General features: G+C 67.0%; 23 protein-coding genes, 1 tRNA gene and 1 pseudogene. 17 read left to right on the forward strand and 8 right to left on the reverse strand.

Going from position 1 to position 21916, the window contains the following annotated elements; translation table 11 throughout:
* Both AC2VOG_RS06470 and AC2VOG_RS06475 read right to left on the reverse strand, forming a co-directional pair.
* Positions 1–788, reverse strand: a 788-nt coding sequence (locus AC2VOG_RS06470) for a GlgB N-terminal domain-containing protein (RefSeq protein WP_486939090.1), incomplete at its 3' end; no start/stop codon positions are given.
* A 7-nt stretch (positions 789–795) separates the two neighbouring features.
* On the reverse strand, positions 796–2880 hold the full coding sequence (locus tag AC2VOG_RS06475; RefSeq protein ID WP_486939091.1) for an alpha-1,4-glucan--maltose-1-phosphate maltosyltransferase: 2085 nt from the start codon (positions 2878–2880) through the stop codon (positions 796–798).
* Between the two features lie 159 nt (positions 2881–3039).
* On the opposite strand from AC2VOG_RS06475, the gene glgP reads away from it, so the two are divergent.
* Positions 3040–5661 carry an alpha-glucan family phosphorylase gene (glgP, locus tag AC2VOG_RS06480; protein WP_486939092.1) on the forward strand — a complete coding sequence of 874 codons (2622 nt, stop codon included), beginning with the start codon at positions 3040–3042 and terminating at the stop codon, positions 5659–5661.
* Here the strand turns inward: glgP and AC2VOG_RS06485 are convergent.
* A complete protein-coding gene (locus AC2VOG_RS06485) occupies positions 5610–7607 on the reverse strand; it encodes an ATP-dependent DNA helicase (RefSeq protein ID WP_486939093.1) in 1998 nt (665 codons plus the stop codon). The genes glgP and AC2VOG_RS06485 overlap by 52 nt on opposite strands.
* A gap of 26 nt (positions 7608–7633) precedes the next feature.
* Entirely contained in the window at positions 7634–8923 is a 1290-nt protein-coding gene (locus tag AC2VOG_RS06490) for a nicotinate phosphoribosyltransferase (RefSeq protein WP_486939112.1), read from the reverse strand.
* Positions 8924–9022: 99 nt separating this feature from the next.
* Here AC2VOG_RS06490 and clpS point away from each other — a divergent pair, with 99 nt between their 5' ends.
* The 10 genes from clpS to rdgB all read left to right on the forward strand — a co-directional run bounded on the left by clpS (position 9023) and on the right by rdgB (position 16491).
* Entirely contained in the window at positions 9023–9325 is a 303-nt protein-coding gene (gene clpS, locus AC2VOG_RS06495; protein WP_486939094.1) for an ATP-dependent Clp protease adapter ClpS, read from the forward strand.
* A gap of 6 nt (positions 9326–9331) precedes the next feature.
* Positions 9332–9904 (forward strand): oxidative stress transcriptional regulator AosR, encoded by a 573-nt coding sequence (gene aosR / locus AC2VOG_RS06500; protein WP_486939095.1) that lies wholly within the window; start codon positions 9332–9334, stop codon positions 9902–9904.
* A complete protein-coding gene (locus AC2VOG_RS06505; protein ID WP_486939096.1) occupies positions 9901–10929 on the forward strand; it encodes a P1 family peptidase in 1029 nt (342 codons plus the stop codon). The genes aosR and AC2VOG_RS06505 overlap by 4 nt, the downstream gene beginning before the upstream one ends.
* A gap of 427 nt (positions 10930–11356) precedes the next feature.
* Positions 11357–11740, forward strand: coding sequence for a nuclear transport factor 2 family protein (locus AC2VOG_RS06510; RefSeq protein WP_486939097.1), 384 nt, complete (start codon positions 11357–11359; stop codon positions 11738–11740).
* Between the two features lie 37 nt (positions 11741–11777).
* Positions 11778–12425, forward strand: a complete 648-nt coding sequence (locus tag AC2VOG_RS06515) for a rhomboid family intramembrane serine protease (protein ID WP_486939098.1) — start codon at positions 11778–11780, stop codon at positions 12423–12425.
* A 21-nt stretch (positions 12426–12446) separates the two neighbouring features.
* Complete coding sequence (gene murI, locus AC2VOG_RS06520) at positions 12447–13280, forward strand: glutamate racemase (RefSeq protein WP_486939099.1); 834 nt, start codon at positions 12447–12449, stop codon at positions 13278–13280.
* Between the two features lie 60 nt (positions 13281–13340).
* A complete protein-coding gene (locus AC2VOG_RS06525; RefSeq protein ID WP_486939100.1) occupies positions 13341–14114 on the forward strand; it encodes a cyclic nucleotide-degrading phosphodiesterase in 774 nt (257 codons plus the stop codon).
* A 139-nt stretch (positions 14115–14253) separates the two neighbouring features.
* Complete coding sequence (gene rph, locus AC2VOG_RS06530) at positions 14254–15033, forward strand: ribonuclease PH (protein ID WP_486939101.1); 780 nt, start codon at positions 14254–14256, stop codon at positions 15031–15033.
* A gap of 197 nt (positions 15034–15230) precedes the next feature.
* Entirely contained in the window at positions 15231–15818 is a 588-nt protein-coding gene (locus AC2VOG_RS06535; protein WP_486939102.1) for a DUF4395 domain-containing protein, read from the forward strand.
* A gap of 70 nt (positions 15819–15888) precedes the next feature.
* Positions 15889–16491: an RdgB/HAM1 family non-canonical purine NTP pyrophosphatase gene (rdgB, locus tag AC2VOG_RS06540; RefSeq protein WP_486939103.1), complete on the forward strand. Its 603-nt coding sequence runs from the start codon at positions 15889–15891 to the stop codon at positions 16489–16491.
* Here the strand turns inward: rdgB and AC2VOG_RS06545 are convergent, their stop codons facing one another.
* Together AC2VOG_RS06545 and AC2VOG_RS06550 are read right to left on the reverse strand one after the other, a co-directional pair.
* Positions 16492–16815 (reverse strand): DUF3817 domain-containing protein, encoded by a 324-nt coding sequence (locus AC2VOG_RS06545; protein ID WP_486939104.1) that lies wholly within the window; start codon positions 16813–16815, stop codon positions 16492–16494.
* Positions 16812–17201 carry a hypothetical protein gene (locus AC2VOG_RS06550; protein ID WP_486939105.1) on the reverse strand — a complete coding sequence of 130 codons (390 nt, stop codon included), beginning with the start codon at positions 17199–17201 and terminating at the stop codon, positions 16812–16814. The genes AC2VOG_RS06545 and AC2VOG_RS06550 overlap by 4 nt, the downstream gene beginning before the upstream one ends.
* An 83-nt stretch (positions 17202–17284) precedes the next feature.
* Between AC2VOG_RS06550 and AC2VOG_RS06555 the strand changes: the two genes are divergently transcribed.
* A tRNA-Leu gene (locus AC2VOG_RS06555) sits at positions 17285–17367 on the forward strand.
* A gap of 57 nt (positions 17368–17424) precedes the next feature.
* Here the strand turns inward: AC2VOG_RS06555 and AC2VOG_RS06560 are convergent.
* A pseudogene (locus AC2VOG_RS06560) lies at positions 17425–18543 on the reverse strand (tyrosine-type recombinase/integrase); the annotation flags it as partial.
* The gene (locus tag AC2VOG_RS06565) at positions 18530–18994 is read right to left on the reverse strand and encodes a hypothetical protein (protein ID WP_486939106.1); all 465 of its coding nucleotides are present in this window, start codon (positions 18992–18994) and stop codon (positions 18530–18532) included. The pseudogene AC2VOG_RS06560 and the gene AC2VOG_RS06565, both read right to left, overlap by 14 nt.
* 347 nt (positions 18995–19341) lie before the next feature.
* On the opposite strand from AC2VOG_RS06565, the gene AC2VOG_RS06570 reads away from it, so the two are divergent.
* The 5 genes from AC2VOG_RS06570 (at position 19342) to AC2VOG_RS06590 (ending at position 21904) form a co-directional block, all read left to right on the forward strand.
* Positions 19342–19557, forward strand: coding sequence for a helix-turn-helix transcriptional regulator (locus tag AC2VOG_RS06570; RefSeq protein ID WP_486939107.1), 216 nt, complete (start codon positions 19342–19344; stop codon positions 19555–19557).
* A gap of 88 nt (positions 19558–19645) precedes the next feature.
* Positions 19646–19855 carry a hypothetical protein gene (locus AC2VOG_RS06575; RefSeq protein ID WP_486939108.1) on the forward strand — a complete coding sequence of 70 codons (210 nt, stop codon included), beginning with the start codon at positions 19646–19648 and terminating at the stop codon, positions 19853–19855.
* The gene (locus AC2VOG_RS06580) at positions 19852–20166 is read left to right on the forward strand and encodes a DUF2742 domain-containing protein (RefSeq protein WP_486939109.1); all 315 of its coding nucleotides are present in this window, start codon (positions 19852–19854) and stop codon (positions 20164–20166) included. Before AC2VOG_RS06575 ends, AC2VOG_RS06580 begins: the two co-directional genes overlap by 4 nt.
* Positions 20166–21626 carry a DUF3631 domain-containing protein gene (locus tag AC2VOG_RS06585; RefSeq protein ID WP_486939110.1) on the forward strand — a complete coding sequence of 487 codons (1461 nt, stop codon included), beginning with the start codon at positions 20166–20168 and terminating at the stop codon, positions 21624–21626. The genes AC2VOG_RS06580 and AC2VOG_RS06585 overlap by 1 nt, the downstream gene beginning before the upstream one ends.
* Positions 21623–21904 carry a hypothetical protein gene (locus tag AC2VOG_RS06590; protein ID WP_486939111.1) on the forward strand — a complete coding sequence of 94 codons (282 nt, stop codon included), beginning with the start codon at positions 21623–21625 and terminating at the stop codon, positions 21902–21904. Before AC2VOG_RS06585 ends, AC2VOG_RS06590 begins: the two co-directional genes overlap by 4 nt.
* Positions 21905–21916 lie beyond the last annotated feature (12 nt).

Consider the following 21916-nt stretch of genomic DNA (forward strand, 5'->3'; position numbering starts at 1 on the left):
CCCAGATGGACTTCGTAGGTGCTCATCGGCTCGAACACCGCATTGCGCGTGGCGCGCGCGGTCATCCAGCCGTCGTCGCCCCAGCGGTAGTCGCTCACGTTCACCCGTGAAGCGGTCTGTGGCGGCACCTCGGTGGCAAACGCCATCGGGTCGGCGCGGTCGGTGACCGACCCGTCGGCGCCGTGCACGCGAAACTTGTACAGGCCGTCGCGGGGAAACTCCGGCCAGAACAGCTCCCAGACACCCGACGAACCGAGGGCCCGCATCGGCGCCTCATCGCCGTTCCAGGCATTGAACTCGCCGATCAAGCTGACGCCCTTGGCGTTGGGAGCCCACACCGCGAACGACACCCCGTCCACCACGCCGTCGGCGGTGGTGAACGAACGGGGATGGGCGCCAAGCACTTCCCAGAGCCGTTCGTGCCGCCCTTCGTTGAACAGATGCAGGTCGACTTCACCCAGCGTGGGCAGGAAGCGGTACGCGTCGGCGGCGACCCGCGGCTCGCCCTGGTCGTAGTGCACCTCGAGCCGGTAGTCGATCAGGTTGACGAACGGCAGCGAGACGGCGAACAGGCCGGAGTCGATGTGCTGCAACGGTAATCGATCGTCGCCGATCAGGGCGACCACCTCGGCGGCGTGCGGACGCAAGACCCGGATGACGGTGTGGTCGCCGTATTCGTGGGCGCCCAGGATGCCGTGCGGATTGTGGTGCTGCCCAGCGATCAGCCGGGCCAGGTCACTGGGTTCGGGCGCTAGGCGGGCTCGGGCGACTTCTTCTCCTGACTTCATCGCGGCGTTACCTCCGGCGCAGCAGACTGATTCGTGCTTCGGACGGGATGAGCGGCATATTGATCACGTGCGCGACGGCATAGCCAGGGTCGATTCGGATGAAATTGTCTGCACCCCAATGGTATTCCTCACCAGTTATTTCGTCGCGTACCCAGAACCGCTCATGGTGCTCCATGCCCAGTGCGTTCATGTCCAGCCACAGCGTGGCTTGTTCTGCGCCGAACGCATTGAGCGTTACGACCACCAGCACGCAGTCGCCGGTGATCGGGTCGAACTTGCTGTAAGCCAGCAGCGCATCGTTGTCGATCGTGTGGAAGGCGATGTTGCGCAGTTGCTGGAGTGCTGGATGGAGCCGGCGAATGCTGTTCAGCCGTGCGATAAACGGCTCCAACGAGCGCCCGGCCGCCAGGGCGCCGGCGTAGTCGCGGGGTCGCAGCTGGTATTTCTCGGAGTCGAGATACTCCTCGCTACCTTCGTTGACGGCGCGGCCTTCGAACAGCTCGTAGCCCGAGTACACCCCCCAGGTGGGACTCATGGTGGAGGCCAACACCGCGCGAATCGCGAACATGCCCGGGCCGTTGTGTTGCAGGCTGGCGTGCAGGATGTCGGGGGTGTTGACGAACAGGTTGGGTCGCCGGAAGTCGGCGATGTCGGGAATCTGCTGGGCGAATTCGGTCAGCTCCCACTTCGAGGTGCGCCAGGTGAAGTAGGTGTAGGACTGAGTGAACCCCAGCTTGGCCAGACCGAATTGGCGGGCCGGCGGGGTGAACGCCTCGGCCAAAAACAGCACATCGGGATCGGCCGCCTTGGCCTGGGCGATCAGCCAGGCCCAGAAATTCGGCGGCTTGGTGTGCGGGTTGTCGACGCGAAAGACCTTGACGCCGTGGTCCATCCAGAACCGCAGCACACGCAGAACTTCGTCGTAGAGACCGGCGGGGTCGTTGTCGAAGTTGATCGGGTAGATGTCCTGGTACTTCTTCGGCGGGTTCTCGGCGTAGGCGATGGTGCCGTCGGGCAGTTCGGTGAACCACTCCCGGTGATCGGCGGCCCACGGGTGATCCGGCGCACATTGCAGCGCCAGGTCCAGCGCCACTTCCATACCGAGATCCTCGACGGCGGCGACGAATGTGTCGAAGTCGGCGATGGTGCCCAGCTGCGGATGTACGGCGTCGTGACCGCCCTCGTCGCTGCCGATCGCCCAAGGCGAGCCGACGTCACCGGGCGCGGCCGTGGCGGTGTTGTTGCGGCCCTTGCGGTGCACCTTGCCGATCGGGTGGATCGGGGGCAGGTACACCACGTCGAAGCCCATCTGGGCGATCCGCGGCAGGTCCGCCGCGGCGGTGGCGAAGGTTCCGTGCACCGGATTGCCGGTGGCGTCCCAGCCGCCGGTCGAGCGGGGGAACATCTCGTACCACGATCCGAAGCGGGCCAGCGGCCGGTCCACCCACACCCCGTACTGCTCGCCGCGGGTGACCAGCTCGCGCAGCGGGAACTGGGTCAACAGTTGGTCGACCTCGGCGGTCAGCGCCAGTGCGGCCCGGGTGACCGGGTCGCCGGGGGTCCGCAGCGCGTCAGCGGCCTTGAGCAGCGGATCACGCCGGGCGCGGGGAACCCCGGTGGCGGCGCGCTCCATCAACTGCGCACCGACCAGCAGATCGTTGGACATCTCGGCCTCGCCCTGACCGGCGTTCAACTTGGCCTCGACGGCGTGCCGCCAGGTGTGGATCGGGTCGCCCCAGCCATCCACCCGATACGTCCACAGCCCGACGCGGTCGGGCGTGAACGCACCATGAAACACATAGGGCTCCAAGCCGTCAGGGCTCATGGGCAGATGCAGCGGCTTGACCCGCACGACGTCGGTGGCGGGCTCGGCCACCGCTGCAGCGGACGTTGCTTTGAGCCGTCGCGTCTCGCCGACCTGCGGATAGCGCGGGCCCAGATAACGCACCACCAGCGTGGCGGCCACCGCGTCGTGGCCCTCGCGCCAGACCGTGGCACGGACCGGAACCACCTCGCCGACGACGGCCTTGGCCGGGTAGGCGCCGCATGACACCACGGGTGCGACATCGTCGATCTCGACACGACCGGGCACCGCTACTCCTTTTCGAGCTAGTCGGTTGTGGTCTTGGGCGCGGTCAACCCGCGACCCAAGCGTCCAGTACCCACCGTAGTGTCCAGTCACACCCGAGGGCGGGTCGCGCGGCTCGTTCGGTAGGCGAAACCCGCTCCCACCTCAGTAAGGTGATGACGCGTGAAAGCCCTTCGTCGGTTCACGGTCCGTGCCCACCTTCCCGAACGCCTGGCAGCGCTGGAGAAGCTGTCGATCAACCTGCGCTGGTCGTGGGACAAACCCACTCAGGACCTCTTCGAGACGATCGATCCGAAGCTGTGGACGCAGTGTGGGCGAGATCCGGTCGCCTTGCTGGGCGCGGTCACCCCGGCCCGGCTCGACGACTTGGCGCTCGACAGCGGATTTCTGGATTGGCTCGACCGGCTGGCCGCCGAACTCGACGACTATCTGCGCCGTCCGCAGTGGTATCAGCAGCAGCAAGGGGCCGGCGTCGGAGAGAAAGCTCTGCCCAACGGCATCGCGTATTTCTCGATGGAGTTCGGCGTCGCCGAGGTGCTGCCCAACTATTCCGGCGGTCTGGGGATCCTGGCCGGCGACCACCTGAAGGCGGCCTCGGATCTGGGGTTGCCGCTGATCGCGGTCGGCCTGTACTACCGTTCGGGCTACTTCCGGCAGTCGCTGACCTCGGACGGCTGGCAGCACGAGGACTATCCCGCACTCGACCCCGCAGGACTGCCGCTGCGTCTGCTCACCGACAGTTCGGGTGCGCCGGCGCTGGTCGAGTTGGCGCTGCCGGAGTCAGGCTCGCTGCGGGCCCGCATCTGGGTAGCCCAGGTCGGGCGGGTGCCGCTGCTGCTGCTGGATTCCGACATCCCGGAAAACGAGCACGAGATGCGCGGAGTCACCGACCGGCTCTACGGCGGAGACCAAGAGCACCGCATGCGGCAGGAAATCCTCGCCGGGATCGGCGGTGTGCGGGCCATCCGGTCCTTCACCGCAATCGAAGGCCTGCCCGCTCCCGAGGTGTTCCACATGAACGAGGGACACGCCGGCTTCCTGGGCGCCGAGCGGATTCGCGAACTCGTCGACGCCGGTTTGGATTTCGACACCGCTCTGACCGTGGTGCGGTCCAGCACGGTATTCACCACCCACACCCCGGTGCCCGCCGGCATCGACCGTTTCCCGGTGGAAATGGTGCAGCGGTACTTCGCGGGCAGTCCGACCGACGCCGCGGGCGTCGCCGCCGGGTCGGTGCTGCTGCCCGGCGTGCCGGTGGGCAGGATCCTCGCGCTGGGCGCCGAGGACGACCCGGAGAAGTTCAACATGGCCCACATGGGTCTGCGACTTGCCCAGCGCGCCAACGGTGTTTCGCTGCTGCACGGCGAGGTCAGCCGGGAGATGTTCAGCGAGCTATGGGCCGGTTTCGATACCGGTGAGGTGCCCATCGGGTCGATCACCAACGGCGTGCACGCCCGCACCTGGGCCGCGCCGCAATGGCTGCAGCTGGGCCAGGAGCTGGCGGGGTCGGACTCGTTCGCCGACCCGGGCGTCTGGCTGCGGGTCAACGAGGTCGACGGCGGACACCTGTGGTGGATCCGCTCGCAATTGCGGGCCCTGCTGGTGGAAGACGTGCGGGCGCGGCTGCACCGCTCGTGGCTGGTTCGCGGCGCGCCCGAGGCCGAATTAGGCTGGATTACCAGCGCATTCGACCCCGACGTGCTGACCATCGGCTTTGCCCGCCGGGTGCCGACCTACAAACGGCTGACGTTGATGCTGCGTGACCCGCAGCGATTGGAGCAGTTGCTGCTCAACGACGACCGGCCGATCCAGTTGATCGTGGCCGGCAAGTCACACCCCGCCGACGACGGCGGCAAGGCGCTGATCCAGCAGGTGGTCCAGTTCGCCGACCGGCACGAGGTTCGGCACCGGATCGCCTTTCTGCCCGACTACGACATGTCGATGGCCAGACTGCTGTATTGGGGCTGCGACGTGTGGCTGAACAATCCGCTGCGTCCGCTCGAGGCGTGCGGCACGTCGGGGATGAAGAGCGCGCTCAACGGCGGCCTGAACTTGTCGATCCTCGACGGGTGGTGGGACGAATGGTACGACGGCGAAAATGGTTGGGCCATCCCGTCGGCCGCCGGGGTCGCCGACGAGGAGCGCCGCGACGACCTGGAAGCGGCCGCGCTTTATGATCTGCTCGAGAATTCGGTTGCGCCGAGGTTTTACGAGCGCGACGAGCACGGCGTGCCGCGCCGGTGGATCGAGATGGTCCGACACACCCTGCAGACATTGGGCCCGAAGGTGTTGGCGTCGAGGATGGTTCGCGACTACACCGAGGGCTACTATCTGCCGGCGGCGGAGTCGCTGCGCAGGACTTTGGTCGTGGACGAGGGCGGGCAGGTGGACTTCGAGCCGGCCCGTGACCTCGCGGCATACCGGCGGCGCGCGTCGGAGGAATGGCCGCACATCCGGGTCACCGACGTCGACAGCACTGGGTTGCCGGACACGCCGATCCTCGGCTCGAAGCTCACCCTCACCGCGACCGTGCAGCTGGCGGGCTTACGGCCGGAGGAGGTAACCGTGCAAGCGGTGGTCGGCCGGGTAGAGACCGGCGATCTGCTGGTGGACCCGGTTACCGTCGAAATGGCTTACACGGGAACCGCTTCCGGCGGTGATCACGTCTTTGCGACGACCACTCCGCTGCCGGTTGCCGGGTCGGTCGGCTACACCGTGCGGGTGCTGCCGCATCACCCGATGTTGGCCTCGGGCGCCGAGTTGGGTTTGGTCACGTTGGCTTGAGCGGTCAACCGCCGCAACGCCGCGCGCACCGCGGCCGCGTCGGTGGTCGGCCAGAACGGCGGCAGCGACGCCCGCAGGTAACCCCCGTAGCGGGCGGTCGCCATCCGGGAATCGAGCACCGCGACCACCCCGCGGTCGTCGATGCCGCGCAGCAACCGGCCCGCGCCCTGGGCCAGCAGCAGCGCGGCGTGGCTGGCTGCGACGGCCATGAAGCCGTTGCCGCCACCGGCGGTCACCGCCCGCTGCCGGGCCGACAGCAGCGGGTCGTCGGGCCGCGGGAACGGGATCCGGTCGATGATCACCAGCGACAGCGACCGGCCGGGCACGTCGACGCCCTGCCACAGCGACAGCGTGCCGAACAGCGACGTCGCCTCGTCGGCGGCAAAGCGCTCCACGAGGGTGGTGGTGGTGTCGTCACCCTGGCACAGCACCGGCGTGGACAGCCGTCCCGACATCGCCTCGGCGGCTGCGCGGGCCGCCCGCATCGATGAGAACAACCCGAGCGTCCGCCCGCCCGCGGCCGTGATCAGCTCGGCGATCTCGGTCAGCTGTTCGGCGGTGCCGGTACCGTCGCGGCCCGGCGGCGGCAGCTGGGCTGCGACGTAAAGGATCCCCGCCTTGGCGTGCTCGAACGGTGACCCGACATCCATTCCACGCCAGGGTGTTTTGCTGTCGGTCAGTCCCCACGACTGGGCCATCGCGTCGAATGAGCCGCCGACGGTCAGGGTGGCCGACGTCAGTACCGCGGTCGCGTCGGCGAACAGCCGGGTGCGCAGCAACCCGGCCACCGACAGCGGCGCCACCCGCAAAAACGTGCGCGTCGAGCCACGGCTGTCCTCGTGGTCGAGCCACACCACGTCCGTCCGATCGGGGATGGCCGGCCCGAACGACGAGAGGATTCGCGCTGCGGTGTCAGCGATCTCGGCGAGACTGGCGACCGCTTCGGAGCGGGCCGCGGCAGCCTTGGGGTCGGTGGGTGCGGTGTCGATGGTCGACCGCGCCGCGGTGGCCGCGTCCCGAAGCGCCGCGATACACGTGGCAAGCTCGTCGTCGAGGTGGTCGATCCGACCGGCCGACGCGTTCTGGATCGCCGTGATGAAGCTGCCCGACAGGCGTTCCCAACGCTGCAGGATCTCGGGTTCGACCAGTTGCGCGACGCGGCGTGAGGCGATGCCGAGCGTCGTTGCGGTGAGCTCGCCGGTGGCCACCGCCGTCACCCGGTCAACCAAGTCGTGCGCCTCGTCGACCACCAGCGCCTTGTGTTCCGGCAGCACGGGCGAGTCGGCGACCGCGTTGATCGCCAGCAGCGCGTGGTTGGTGACGACCACATCGGCGATGCCGGCCTTGGCCCGCGCCTTCTCCGAGAAGCAGTCGGTGCCGAACGGGCAGCGGGCCACGCCCAGGCATTCGCGGGCGGACACGCTGACCTGTCCCCACGACCGTTCGGCGACACCGGGTTTGAGGTCGTCGCGGTCGCCGGTGTCGGTCTCCGAGGCCCACTCGGTGAGCCGTTGCACGTCACGGCCCAAAGTGGAAGCCGCCTGCGGCCGGAACAGCTCCTGCGGCTCCTCGGCCACGTCGGAGGCCGAGCCGTTGTGAATCTTGTTCAGGCACAGGTAGTTCTGCCGGCCTTTGAGCAACGCGAAGCGCGGTTTGCGGGGCAGCGCATCGGCCAGCGCGTCGACCAGCTGGGGGAGATCGCGGTTGACCAGCTGGCGCTGCAGCGCAATCGTCGCCGTCGACACCACCACCGGCGCGTTGTCGGACACCGCCCGATTGATCGCCGGGACCAGGTACGCCAACGACTTCCCGGTGCCGGTCCCGGCTTGGACGGCCAGATGCTCGCCGGATTCGAAGGCCCGCTCAACTGCGGCGGCCATGTCCAGCTGGCCGCTGCGCTCACGGCCGCCCAGCGCGGTCACTGCGGTAGCCAGCAGCTGCGTCACTGCCGTCGGTGCATCGTCGGGCGTGGCTACTCCTGAGTCTGGGTTGGTTGGGTGTCGGCCGGCGGGCGTGGGACAGGAATCTGCGTGGTGGGGATCGCTGGGTCGCCGTGCGACAACATCAGACCCTCCCACGGCAAGCTTCGCAAGCCCGATGCCACCAGCTCGCGCGCCACGCCCAGGTCCGTCGTCGCGACCACCTCGCCGCTGCGGACCAACGGAACGGTCAGTACCCGCGACGGCTCGGACACCGACGGCGGATGGCCCGCCGGATACACGATCTCCTCGGTGATGGTGCCGGTCGAGCGGGTCAGTCGCACCGCCTCCTTGCGTCCGCCGTGGGATTCCTTGCGCACGCTGCGCTTCTCGACCGGGACGTCGTCGACTTCGACCAGTTTGTACACCATGCTCGCGGTGGGTGCGCCCGATCCGGTGACCAGCGACGTGCCGATCCCGTAGCTGTCGACCGGTTCGGCGCGCAGGCCCGCGATGGCGAATTCGTCGAGGTCGCCGGAGACCACGATGCGGGTCCGGGTGGCCCCGAGCCGGTCGAGCTGTTGGCGGACCTGCCGGGCGAGCACGCCCAGGTCGCCGGAATCGATGCGGACCGCCCCGAGTTCGGTGCCCGCGGCCGCGACGGCGTTGGCCACCCCGGTGGTCACGTCGTAGGTGTCGACCAGCAGCGTGGTGCCCGCCCCGAGGGCGGCGACCTGCGCGGCGAACGCAGCCGGCTCGTCGGGCCCGTTGCGCCCGTCGTAGAGCAGCGTGAAGGCGTGCGCGCTGGTGCCTTCGGTCGGCACACCGTAGCGCCGGTGGGCTTCGAGGTTGGACGTCGCGGCGAACCCGGCGAGGTAGGCGGCGCGCGAGGCGGCGACGGCTGCGCGCTCGTGGGTGCGGCGTGACCCCATGTCCATCAGCGGCCGCCCGTCGGCCGCGCTGACCATCCGGGCCGCGGCCGAGGCCACCGCGGTGTCGTGGTTGAAAATCGACAGCGCCAGCGTCTCGAGTAGCACGCACTCGGCGAAGCTGCCTCGCACCGAAAGCACTGGTGAGCCAGGGAAATACAGTTCGCCCTCGGCGTAGCCGTCAACGTCGCCGCCGAACCGGAAGTCGCGCAGATACGCCAGCGCGCCGGGGTCGAGGAATTCGGCCAGCGACTTGCACGCGACATCGTCGAACCTGAAGTCGGGTAAGGCTTGCAGGAATCGCCCCGTTCCGGCCACCACGCCGTAGCGGCGGCCATCGGGCAGCTTGCGGGCGAACAACTCGAAGGCCGACCGGCGGTGTGCGGTGCCGTCACGCAGCGCGGCCGAGAGCATGGTCAGCTCGTACCTGTCGGTCAGCAGCCCAGTGACGGCCGATGTGTTCACACCGCAACGCTATCGGGTGTCGGCAGGCGGCTCGGTATCCTGTGGAGCATGGTTGCGTCAGCACCGACCAAGCCGGGCACCACAGGGCAGCGGGAAGCAGACACGGTCGAGGCCACCGCCGCTCCCTGGGTGACCATCGTCTGGGACGATCCGGTCAACCTGATGAACTACGTGACCTACGTTTTCCAGAAATTGTTCGGCTACAGCGAGCCGCACGCCACCAAGCTGATGCTGCAGGTGCACAACGAGGGCAAGGCGGTCGTCTCGGCGGGCAGCCGGGAGTCGATGGAAGTCGACGTCACCAAGCTGCACGCGGCCGGGCTGTGGGCCACCATGCAGCAGGACCGATGAGACCGGGTGCGTAAATGGAAGCGGGTAGAGACCGCCGACGGTGCCCGCTTCCGGTCTGCGCTGGACGCGCATGAAGCGGCGCTGCTGAAGAACCTGGTCGCCTCGATGATCGGGTTGCTCGACGAACGCGAAGCATCCTCGCCGCAGGATGAGCTCGAAGAGATCACCGGCATGCGGACCGGCAATTCCGCGCCCCCCGACAATGCGACGCTACAGCGGCTACTGCCCAACTTCTCACGGCCGGACGACGACGTACCGGGGACCGTCGACAGCTTGAATGCCGCCCTGCGCAGCCTGCACGAGCCGGAGATTATCGACGCCAAACGGGTTGCGGCGCAACAGCTTCTGGACACGTTGCCGGGTCACGGCGGCAAAATCGACCTGACCGAGGACGCCGCCCACGCCTGGACCGCGGCCGTCAACGACCTGCGGCTGGCGCTGGGCACCATGCTCGACATCAAAGCCAACGGCCCAGATCGTCTGCCCGACGATCACCCGCTGGCCGCGCATTTCGACGTCTACCAGTGGCTGACCGTCTTGCAGGAGTATCTCGTGGTGGCGCTGATCGGATCGCGGTGAACGCGATCACCGATGTCGCCGGCATCCTGGTCGGCCAGCATCACCGGCTGGACGCAGCCGCCGCGATGGGTGTGGGCTGGGCCAGCGGCGTCAGCGTCGTCCTCGCACCACCGGGCACCGTGGGCGCCGTCGATGTGCGCGGCGGCGCGCCCGGCACCCGGGAAACCGATCTGCTGGACCCGGCCAACAGCGTGCGCTACGTCGACGCGGTGTTGCTGGCAGGAGGCAGCGCGTTCGGACTGGCGGCCGCCGACGGGGTGATGCGGTGGTTGGAGGAGCATCAGCGGGGCGTGGCGATGACCGGCGGCGTGGTGCCGATCGTTCCCGGTGCGGTGATCTTCGACCTCGAGGTCGGCGCGTGGAGCAACCGGCCCACCGCCGAGTTCGGCTACCAGGCCTGCGCGACAGCCGGCACCGCGGTCGCCGTCGGCACGGTCGGCGCCGGGGTGGGGGCGTGCGCGGGTGTGCTGAAGGGTGGCGTCGGGACCGCATCGACGGCGCTGCCCTCCGGGGTCACCGTCGGCGCGCTGGTGGTGGTGAACTCCGCGGGCAACGTCGTCGATCAAGCCACCGGGTTGCCGTGGCTGAGCTACCTGATCGACGAGTTCGGGCTGACCCGGCCACCTGACGCGCAACTCGCGGCGCTGGCGGAACTCGAAACTCCGTTGAAGTCGCTGAACACGACCATCGCCGTGGTGGCGACCGACGCCGCGCTGAGCCCGGCGGCGTGCCGCGCCGTGGCGAGCGCTGCGCACGACGGGTTGGCGCGCAGCATTCGTCCGGCGCACACTCCGGTCGACGGCGACACGGTGTTCGCGCTGGCCACCGGAGCCGTCGAGGTGGCGCCGCCGGCCGACGTCCCGGCCGCGTTCTCGCCGGAGACACCGCTGGCCACCGAGGTGGGCAGCGCGGCGGCAGACTGCCTGGCCCACGCGGTGGTCGCCGCCGTCATCGCCGCCGATGCGGTGGCCGACATCCCGACTTATCGCGGTCTGCTGCCGGGCGCATTCGCGGCGCGCCGGTAGCGAGGTCGCCGCGAGGGCCAACGACAGCAATGTCAAGGGCGGCGCAGATGGCGCGCATGCCGTGGTCGGCGTCGAGGTCAACCTGGTCTGGCGGCTGGCCCGTCCGCTCTCTGTCTGCCCCTGCTGGCGTCGAGTGTGCACTGACGGCGTCGAGTGTGAACAGGGGGCGGGATTTTCGCGGGCGGATTCAAGGTTTTCTCGCCCACGTTTCACGGTCGAAGCCCAGGATGCACACTCGATGCCGCCCTTCGGCGTGGCTACCATTGCGCTGTGGTGGAGCAGATGTTTGCCAGGTGGACGGCCAAAGAGTTGTTCGGGTCTCGGTACACCCCGCGCGGGCCGGGGGCGCGGCCACGCCAACGACATTGACGCCGGCGTGTTCGGCCGGCATGTCAGCGGGCGGTGCCGCGACGTCAACGGAGCGCCGATGAGCATGCCCCTGGAGCGGGTCCGGGACCTGATCGAGGTGTATCTGTGTGCCTGGATGACTCAGGATCCGGACTTGATCGTCACGATCTTCACCCCCGAAGCGACGTATCACGAGCGTGTGCTGGGGGAGCCGATCCGCGGTGTCGACGGCATTCGCCGCTACTGGCAGACCAAAGTTGTTCAGGACCAGGCCAACATCGAGGCCCGACTACTGAATCTGTACCTGGCGTCCGGCGGCTCGATAGCGATCGCGGAGTGGGAAGCACGCTTCGACGACGTGATCAAAGGTCACCGCACGCTGATGCGCGAAGTCGCCATCCTCGAGCTTGATGGAGACAAGATCGCCAGCCTGCGCGAATACTGGGCCTCCCAGCCGATTTGACCCGGCTATAACTGGTGCAATGGAAAGGCAGCGCCCGATGAGCGGAGCAAGCCCGGCGCGGCAGCCGAAGAAGAAGCGGTCGGCGTTCGCTGTCGGTGGAACCGCCATCCTCAGCTTCGTGGCGTTGCTGTATGTCATGGAGGCGTTCGATCAGCTCAGCGGACACCGGCTCGACGAGAACGGCATCCGCCCGCTGGAGTTCGACGGGCTGTGGGGAATCCTGTTCGCGCCGCTGTTGCATGCGAACTGGGCGCACCTGGCCGCCAACACCGGGCCTGCGCTGGTGCTCGGCTTCCTGGTCACGCTGGCGGGGATGTCCCGATTCCTGTGGGCGACGGCGATTGTGTGGATCCTCGGTGGCCTCGGCACCTGGCTGATCGGAAACTGGGGATCGTCCTGCGGCGAGACTGACCACATCGGTGCTTCCGGCCTGATCTTCGGTTGGCTGGCCTTCCTGCTGGTGTTCGGGTTCTTCGTCCGCTCGGGCTGGCAGATCGTCATCGGCCTGGTGGTGTTGCTTCTCTACGGCGGCGTGCTGTGGGGCGCCGTGCCGGTGCTCGACGTCTGCGGTGGCGTGTCGTGGCAGGGGCACCTCTGCGGAGGCGTGGCCGGCGTGCTCGCGGCGTATCTGTTGTCCGGCCCGGAACGCGAAGCCAGGGTGCGGCGCCGACACGCTGCGCGGTGACCGGAGAATAATTGAGCCGACATGAGTAACGCACTGGCGCCCATCGGGGTGTTTGACTCCGGCGTGGGCGGGCTCACCGTGGCCCGCGCCATCATCGACCAGCTGCCCGACGAAGACATCATCTACGTCGGCGACACCGGCAACGGCCCCTACGGCCCGCTCACCATTCCCGAGATCCGCGCGCACGCGCTGGCCATCGGCGACGACCTGGTCGACCGTGGCGTCAAGGCGCTGGTGATCGCCTGTAATACTGCCTCGTCGGCGTGCCTGCATGACGCGCGGGAACGCTACGACGTGCCCGTCGTCGAGGTGATCCTGCCCGCGGTACGACGGGCCGTCGCCACCACCCGCAACGGTCGCATCGGCGTGATCGGGACCCAGGCCACGATCACCTCCGGCGCCTACCAGGACGCCTTCGCCGCCGCCCGCGACACCGAGGTCGCCGCGGTAGCCTGCCCGCGGTTCGTCGACTTCGTCGAGCGCGGCATCACCAGCGGCCGGCAGGTCCTCGGCCTGGCCGAGGGCTACCTCGAACCGCTGCAGCGTGCCGACGTCGACACCCTGGTGCTGGGCTGCACGCACTACCCGCTGCTATCCGGGCTGATCCAGTTGGCGATGGGCGACGGCGTGACGCTGGTGTCCAGCGCGGAGGAGACGGCGAAGGAATTGCTTCGCGTGCTGACCGAACGCGACCTACTGCATCCTCACCCGGAACGCCCGCAGGCCGGGTCGCCGCTTCGCGTTTTCGAGGCCACCGGTGACCCGGAGGCGTTTCTGTCGCTCGCCGCGCGGTTCCTGGGTCCGGCGATCACCGGCGTCGCGCCGCTCCATCGGCACATCGCCGCGTCCGGCTGACCTTACTCATCAGTAAACCGGAGATGTTTTCAACAACATGACGTTGGGCATGGCACAGTAGTGACCGTGCGAATTACCGTGCTGGGCTGCTCGGGGAGCGTCGTCGGCCCGGATTCGCCGGCATCGGGTTACCTACTGCGGGCTGACGACACTCCGCCGCTGGTCATCGACTTCGGCGGAGGTGTGCTCGGCACGCTGCAGCGGCATGCCGATCCGGGGTCGGTGCATGTCCTGCTGTCGCATCTGCATGCCGATCACTGCCTTGATCTGCCCGGCCTGTTTGTGTGGCGCCGCTATCATCCCTCGCCGCCCAAGGGCAAGGCGCTGCTCTACGGGCCCAGCGATACCTGGTCGCGACTCGGCGCTGCGTCATCGCCGTACGGCGGCGAGATTGATGACTGCTCCGACATTTTCGACGTGCATCACTGGGTCGACGGTGAAGCCGTCACGTTTGGTTCGCTCAGCGTCACGCCCCGGCTGGTATGTCACCCGACCGAGTCCTATGGCATGCGCGTCACCGATCCGGCCGGCGCCACGTTCGTCTACAGCGGCGACACCGGCTACTGCGACGCGGTGATCGACTTGGCCCGCGGCGCCGATGTCTTCCTGTGCGAGGCGTCGTGGACGCACGCGCCGGACCGCCCGCCCAACCTGCACCTGTCCGGCACCGAAGCCGGACGAATCGCGGCCGCGGCCGGGGTGGGGGAGTTGCTGCTGACGCACATCCCGCCGTGGACTGTGCGTGAAGACGTAATCAGTGAGGCCAAAGCCGAATTCGACGGCCCCGTGCACGCGGTGGTGTGCGGCGAGACGTTCAACGTCGGGCGGTCCTGATCTCGGGCTAGGGATGCATTGCCCGGCTCCTCCTCATCGCGCTGCGCGCTCTGCATCGTCGTCGGGCTAGGGCTGAATTGCCCGGCTCCTCCTCATCGCGCTGCGCGCTCTGCATCGTCGTCGGGCTAGGGTTGTCGGCGTGTCAAAACGAGAAGACGGCCGCCTCGACGAGGAACTTCGACCGGTCACCATCACCCGCGGATTTACCTCCCACCCGGCCGGTTCGGTGGTGATCGAATTCGGTCAGACGAAAGTCCTGTGCACTGCGAGCGTCACTGATGGTGTGCCCCGCTGGCGCAGGGGTTCCGGGCTGGGCTGGCTGACCGCCGAGTACGCGATGCTGCCGTCGGCCACCCACACGCGTGGCGATCGGGAGTCGCTGAAGGGTCGGCCGTCCGGACGCACCCAAGAGATCAGCCGGCTGGTCGGCCGCTCGTTGCGGGCCTGCATCGACCTGGCGGCGTTGGGGGAGAACACCATTGCCATCGACTGCGACGTGCTGCAGGCCGACGGCGGTACCCGTACCGCCGCGATCACCGGGGCCTACGTCGCGCTGGCCGATGCGGTGACGTACCTCTCGGCGCACGGCAAGCTGTCGGATCCGCGGCCGCTGTCCTGCGCGATCGCCGCGATCAGCGTGGGCGTCGTCGACGGGCGGGTGCGGGTCGACCTGCCCTACGAGGAAGACTCCCGCGCCGAGGTGGACATGAACGTGGTGGCCACCGACACCGGGACGCTGGTCGAGGTGCAGGGTACCGGCGAGGGTGCCACTTTCCCGCGATCGACGCTCGACAAGTTGCTCGACGCCGCCCAAGGGGCCTGCGAGAAGTTGTTCGTCGCGCAGCACGAGGCGCTGGCGTTGCCGTACCCAGGTGTGTTGCCCGAGGGCGCGGGGCCGCAGAAGGCCTTCGGCAGCTGAATGACTTGTGACGTCGGGGCCGAAGAATCTCGGTAACTTCTCGGCGATCGTCGAACCGCGGGCTCAAGCTTAAGAGCGACGCAATCCTGCTGGTCAGAGCCTCGTGTGCCAGCGCCATGGTACGCTTTTTACTATCTAACTGAGATTTCCCGAGGCCACCATGGGCCAATGTCGTACTGCCTTCCTAGGACCAATCAATGATCAAGCAACAGCCGTCGGTCGAACATTCTTTCCTCAATCAGCCGTGGTGGGCGATGGGGCAGATGACGCACGAACACACGGAACCGCGTATCAACGAAGTCGCGACCCGGGCAAGGGCGGGTTTGCTGAACGCCATTTCGGCAATCACAATCGCGCTATTGCTGTTGCGACCGGAAACCGACCCCGTGATCATCGTCGGTCCGTTCGTACTTTTCGACATGTTGGCTGCGGCCGCCACCGGATTGACTCCACTCAGTCCCACCGGAATTCTGGGTACGGCGTTGACGATGAACATGCGACCGGTGTGGAAGCCAACTCGGCCGAAACGGTTTGCCTGGTTGCTCGGTGCCGGTTTGGCCGCGACCTGCCTCGCCATGCGATTGGCGGGCGCTTCGCCAGTGGCAATGGCGGCTGTGGTTGCGGTCTGTTTCGTCCTGACCTGGGCGGAGGCCACGCTGGGATTTTGCGTGGGGTGCTATATGCACAAACTCATCTGGGGTTGTGAAGACTGCGAAGTGCCTTACGTCAGGGGCGTCACGCCACTTTCGGCGAGTCCGATCCTCAACCAGAACATTCGCGTATAGGCGGCGTCGCAACGGTGACGCTACGAACGGTGGTTCCCGCACGAGTGGCGGCCACGTGCCGGAGTGGCCGGTGACCCGGTTACTTGTCGCCAGCCGCAACCGGAAGAAGCTGCTCGAGTTGCGCCGGGTGCTCGACACCGCAGAGCTTGCCGGGTTGACCCTGATGTCGCTGAACGACGTGCCGCCATTCGACGAAGCGCCGGAAACCGCTGCGACATTTGAAGATAACGCACTGGCCAAAGCCCGCGACGGATTCGCCGCGACGGGACTGCCCACCGTTGCCGATGACTCCGGGCTGGCGGTGGACGCGCTGAACGGTATGCCCGGTGTGCTGTCGGCGCGGTGGTCGGGCCATCACGGCGACGACGCCGGCAACACCGCGCTGTTGCTCGCGCAGCTGCGCGATGTGCCCGACGGGCGTCGAGGCGCGGCATTCGTCTCGGCCTGCGCGCTGGTCTGGGGTTCCGACGAAGTCGTGGTGCGCGGCGAATGGCACGGTGTCATCGCCGGTGAGCCGCGCGGCGATGCCGGCTTCGGCTACGACCCGGTGTTCATTCCGGACGGCGGGGATCGGACTGCGGCGCAACTGACTTCGGCGGAGAAAGATGCGGTATCGCACCGCGGTCGCGCATTGGCGCTGTTGTTGCCGGCACTGCGCGCCCTGAGTACCTAGTTATAAGTTGAACTGCGCCTTGACGTTTCGGGTCTGAAAATGCTCGACGATCACCCCGACCAGTGGGATGGTTCCGGCCAGCAGCACCCCGATGGTCTTGGCGATCGGCCAGCGGACCTTCACGGCCAGGTTGAAGGCTGCCAAGACATAAGCGAAATAGACCCAGCCGTGGACGATGCCGATCCATGTCGGCGGATTGGGAACCTTGACGATGTAGTGCACCACGATCTCGTAGCACAGCGCGATCAGCCAGATACCCGTCGTCCACGCCATCACGCGATAGGCGAGCAGCGGGGTGCGGATGTTCTGGCCGGCTGTGGTCATGCGGTCGTCCTGTTCTGGTGTTCGTGGGTTTCGTTGTCGGCCTTGGCAAGTTCGGCCAAGTAGGCGTTGTACTCGCGGAGTACGGGGTCTTCGGTGTCGTGGGGAGCGACTGGTGGTCGTTCGGGCAGTAAACCTTGCGGTATTTCGGTGACGGCGTCGGTGTTTCCGGGCTCGGGCGGCGCCTCTTCGTAGCGGACGAATTTGCGGTAGGCGTAGACGCAGAACGCGGCGAACGCAGGCCACTGCAACGCGTATCCGAGGTTCTGGAACGAGCCCGACGTCGACTCAAACCGCGTCCACTGCCACCACCCCAAGGCCAGGCAGCCACCAGCCGCGAGAATCACCAGCGCGATCAGCGCGGGTCTCCGACGACGTGTAGTGGACATTCCTAGAAGGTACCCCGCGGCCTTCAACGGGAGCCCGCGGACAAGCTTTGCCAGGAGCGAAGGCGGTACGCTCGTGGGGCCTTGCGGGCGTGATGGAACGGCAGACATGCCGGCTTTAGGTGCCGGTGCTCGGAAGAGCGTGAGGGTTCGAATCCCTCCGCCCGCACTCGCTGACTTCCGCGTTTCGTGCTGGTAGAGGCGTTTTCGGGGTCTGATCTGTGGTCTCATTTGCGGCCCGTGCCCACGAATTGCCCACACTTTGACGTGAGTAACGGGTATGCAGTGTGACCGCCACCGCGTCGAGATCGTCGTCGAACAGATCGCTGTAGGTATCCAGTGTCATCTTTGCGGAGGTATGCCCGAGCATGCGTTGCAACGCAAGCACGTTGACACCCGCGGACACCGCCAGTGACGCGCATGTGTGCCTCAGATCATGTGGCGTAACGGCCTGTATACCTACAGCTTGGACGGCCCGGATAAACCATCCGTTAGACGACTTCGGTCTCGGCAGATAACCGCCATCGCGGCTACTGAACACCAGGTCGGCGGGCACCTTGTCCTTGCACTGGGCTGAGAGCTCGTCGAGCACGAACACCGGTACCGGCACAGAGCGGGCCTTGCGGCCCTTTGTCGGACCTACAACGTGACGGGCGCCGATCTGTACGGCGTTCTCCGACACCGATAACCGGCGCCGCAGAAACTCCACATCGCGCACGCGCAACCCGATGGCTTCGCCCCAGCGCAGCCCGCAGTAGGCGAGCAGCAGCACCAGGGATCGGTACTCGCCGGATTCGTCGGCCAGTCGAGCCACGTCCTCAGCCGAGAGGTAAACATGCCGCTTGGCCGTCTTCTGCGGCAGGTTCTCAACGCTGCCCCGGCACGGGTTCACCGCCAGGCGTTTAGCCTTCACCGCGTCGGTCAGGACGCCCGACAGAACACCGTGGGCGCGGATGACGCCCGTAGGGCCTAGCCCTCGACGGCCCATTCCCTCGATCCATGCCTCAACGCCAAGCACGTCGACATCGGCGACACTGACAGACCCCCACTGCGGCTCGACGTGTACCCGCCAGGACGATTCCAGCGACCGGTAATAGCTCGGTGCCGTGGATTGTTTTTTGCGGGCTAGCCAACCGGGCACCAGCTCGGCGACCGTGATACGCCCCAGCGACGGCGCGACGTACTCACCACGAAGTTTCGAAACCTCGACGCTCGCGGCGAACACCTCGGCGTCGCGCTTTGTCTTGAAACCACGCTTGTCGGTCTGGCGATGGTCAGGTGTGCGGTAGCGGACACGGTAAAGCGTTGTGCCGCTTGCAGTTTGGTACTTGCTAATCGTTGCCATCGGCCAGTGCTCTCTCTAGTTCCGCCCGCAGCGCGCGCGCGATGCGGCCCTTCTTCTGCTGGTTAGCGTCCGAGCCCGCCCGCCTGTCCCGTTCCTGGCCGAACGTGCGCCCGTCCCACAAGCGGAATGACACGGCCGCGAGCCGGTCACGACTGATGTTGAGTCGCTGCGCTAGCCGATCCTCGGTCAAGCCTGACCGCTGCCGCATCTGCGCTAGCTCGGCTGACGTCAGATTCGGGTCAAGATAGCCGTCGACCAGCGCGCGCGACGTCACCAAATCGACGATGCGCGTATGCGCGTACCACACGGCGAGCTCGTCGGTGCCATAAAGGTCTGCCGGTTCGGTCGGCCACGGCCTTCCCCGGCAGACGTCGGCCAGAACAGTGCCGAGCGGGCCGGGAGCGTCTGTCGTCAAAGTCACGTTGCCTTCGGTGGCCACCAGGTCGGCCAAGATCGCACCGCGGCCGGCGCCAGCGTCCGCGAGCGCTTTCGACAGTGCGAGGCTGACCGCTAGCACGGTGGCGAATGTCGGTGCCACAGCGCCGCTTTCAAAGCGGCCCACTTTCGCAGCGTCCCAGCGCAACCCCGCTTCACGAGCATGGCGCGCCAACTCATCTTGCGTAACGCCGGCCGCCGAGCGGATGTCTTTGCAGTTCTGACCAACGACCAGGGCGAGTGATTGCCGCGCATGTGATGACACGTGAAGCAGCGTAGCCCATATCTGGCTAGCTTGACAACCGAATGCCGGCCGTGTAGTTCTGTGAGAGTAGGCCAGATATGGATGGCTAGAGAGGACAGATGATGATTCCTGCCGACATGGACACCGCGACGCCCGCCCAGGTCGCTCAAGTACTCGGAACCACCGAGCCGGGACTAGCGCAACACCGTTACCGCGGGACCGGCCCGAGGTTCGTCAAGGTCGGAAAAAAGGTGCTTTATCGGTGGTCCGACGTACGAAATTACCTCGACGCCAACACAGTTCAGCGCACCGACGACCCGAGGGGCGTGGCATGAGCGCCCAACAGCAGAACGGCCCCCGTTTCTCCGATGCTCTCAACATCGGCGGGGACCGTCCCGACCCACCCATCAGGAAGGTAATTCGATGAACACCATACCCGCCGACCAGGCTCTACGGCAGCGGCACCTCAAGTCCGCCCTCGGCCACATCTTGCAGGCCGTCGGCTACACCGAGGGACTGGCCGGCCGCGACGACACCGACCGCGGCCAGCTCTACACCGAGCGCGCCGAACTCAAGCACATAGCCGACACGCTCAGCGACATTCTCGGCAACATCGTCGGGGGCGGCCAGTGACAGGCATCGAGTCTCGGCAGGTCGATTGGTGGAGCTGCCACGTCTTCATTGAGGCCGCTGTCAGGCAAGCCAACCTCGGTCCGCTGCCGCTGGCCGGCACTCCGGCGTGGGGTGCACTGGCAGACGGCGATCCTCGGAAGCTGTTGGCGTTAGCGCAGTTCGGTGTTCACCATGCGCTGAGAGTCGATACGGCGCAGCAGAATATGTGCGACGCTTCGCGGGCTGTTTCCGTGGCTGCGGATTGGCCGGCCATCGCGCGAACGATCCGCCAGCGCCGGAGTTCGGCCTACATCCCCAGGGAGGTCGCGTGATGGCCAAGCCGATGCCCGAGGACGACGGTGCCGGGGTGCTCGATGACGTTTGCAATGCGATCCGGCGGTATTGCGTGTTGCCCGGCGAGCACGAATTGACAGCGGTGACGCTGTGGGTGGTCCTTACCCACCTACTGGCCGAGTTCGACTACGCTCCGCGCTTGATAATCCGGTCGGCCGAGAAGCGCTCCGGTAAGTCGCGTCTACTGGAAGTCGTAGACGCCCTTGTGTATTCGCCGCTGCGCGCCGTCAACGCCACGGTGGCCTACATCTTTCGGTCCCTGGCGGACGAGCCGCCGCCGACGTTGTTGTTCGACGAGTGCGACACCATTTTCGGCAGTAAGAAGGTCGCCGAGAACAACGAAGAGCTTCGCGGACTGCTCAACGCCGGCTTCCAGCGGGGGCTGATGTTCGGGCGCACGGTCGGACCGATGCACACCCCCACGGAGTTCTCGACGTTCGCCATGGCGGCGCTGGCCGGTATCGGTCGGATGCCTGAGACCATCGAGGACCGCGGCGTCGTCGTGGTGATGAAACGCCGCACTGACGCCGAGAAGGTCCAGCCGTTTCGGATCGGACGCGACGGCCCCGAGCTCCAGCGGATTCGCGACTGCATCGCCGCGTGGGCCGACGAGGTGCGCGAGCAAGCCGCGGCGCAAGACGAACCCGACCTTCCCGTCGAGGACCGGGCCGCGGACTTGTGGTCACCTCTGGTCGCCGTCGCGGACCTCGCTGGCGCGCACTGGCCGAAACTGGCCCGTGACGCGGCCGCGGCGCTAGTCGCGTCAGCGGCCGAGGATGACACGGCCCGCTCCACCCCGTTGCAACTTCTCGACGACATCAGAACCGTGTTCGATGGCAAATTCATGAAGTCTGCCGTGCTGTGCAGCAAACTCCGTTCACTCGCGGAATCCCCGTGGGAGCAGTTCGAGCTCAACCCGTCGAAACTGGGGCACCGGCTTCGCGACTACGAAGTGAAGACGCGCCATTCCGACGACAAGACCGAGCGCGGTTACCATCTGTCCGACTTTGCCGATGCCTTCAGCCGGTACCTCCCACCCCCAGAAAAGGCGTCCAAAGGCGTCCAAGGTGTCCAGAAAGCCGCTGACCAGCAAGAACGGCAGGACAACTTCACCAACGTCAAGGTGTCCGCGGACACCATCGAAGGCGTCCTGGGACATCTTGACCCCGACAAGGTGTCCGATCAAAACAGCAGCTCAGACCAGGTGCCGGACGCCTTGGATACCTTGGGACACCTTTTTTCGACCCCGGGGGGGCGGACGGACGCCGAGTCACCCGACCACCGCGCGGCGACACCCGCTTTGCAGGGGCGACGCCAGCGCACCAGAGGCAGATTCCGCAACCCGACCGGGCCGGGCCGTTGCACCGCTTGCGGTTGGCACGTCGAGTCCCAAGGCCACGCCGACGACTGCGCGTCAGCAAACGAGGCGGCATCGTGATAGACGGGGAGTACTGGGCGGAGCTGCCGCCAGACCAGCAGGCGCGGCTACGCGAGGCTGCCCTGCGATTCCGCGGCATGGTGCCCGATCCTCCGGACGGCCCCGTCCCGAAGACCACCTTGCTGGAAGTGCTGGCGTGGCTGCAGCTCGAAGCCGACGTTTTGGACGCGCACGCAGAGTGGCTCGGTCGACTCCGGGCGAAATGCGCGAAGGGCGGCCGCGATTGGACCCGCGAGGAATTCCTGCGGATGGTGCGACTCGGGGAGGTCGGCGAATGAGCGGCTGTGGGC

The organism is Mycobacterium sp. TH-M11 (assembly GCF_057473725.1).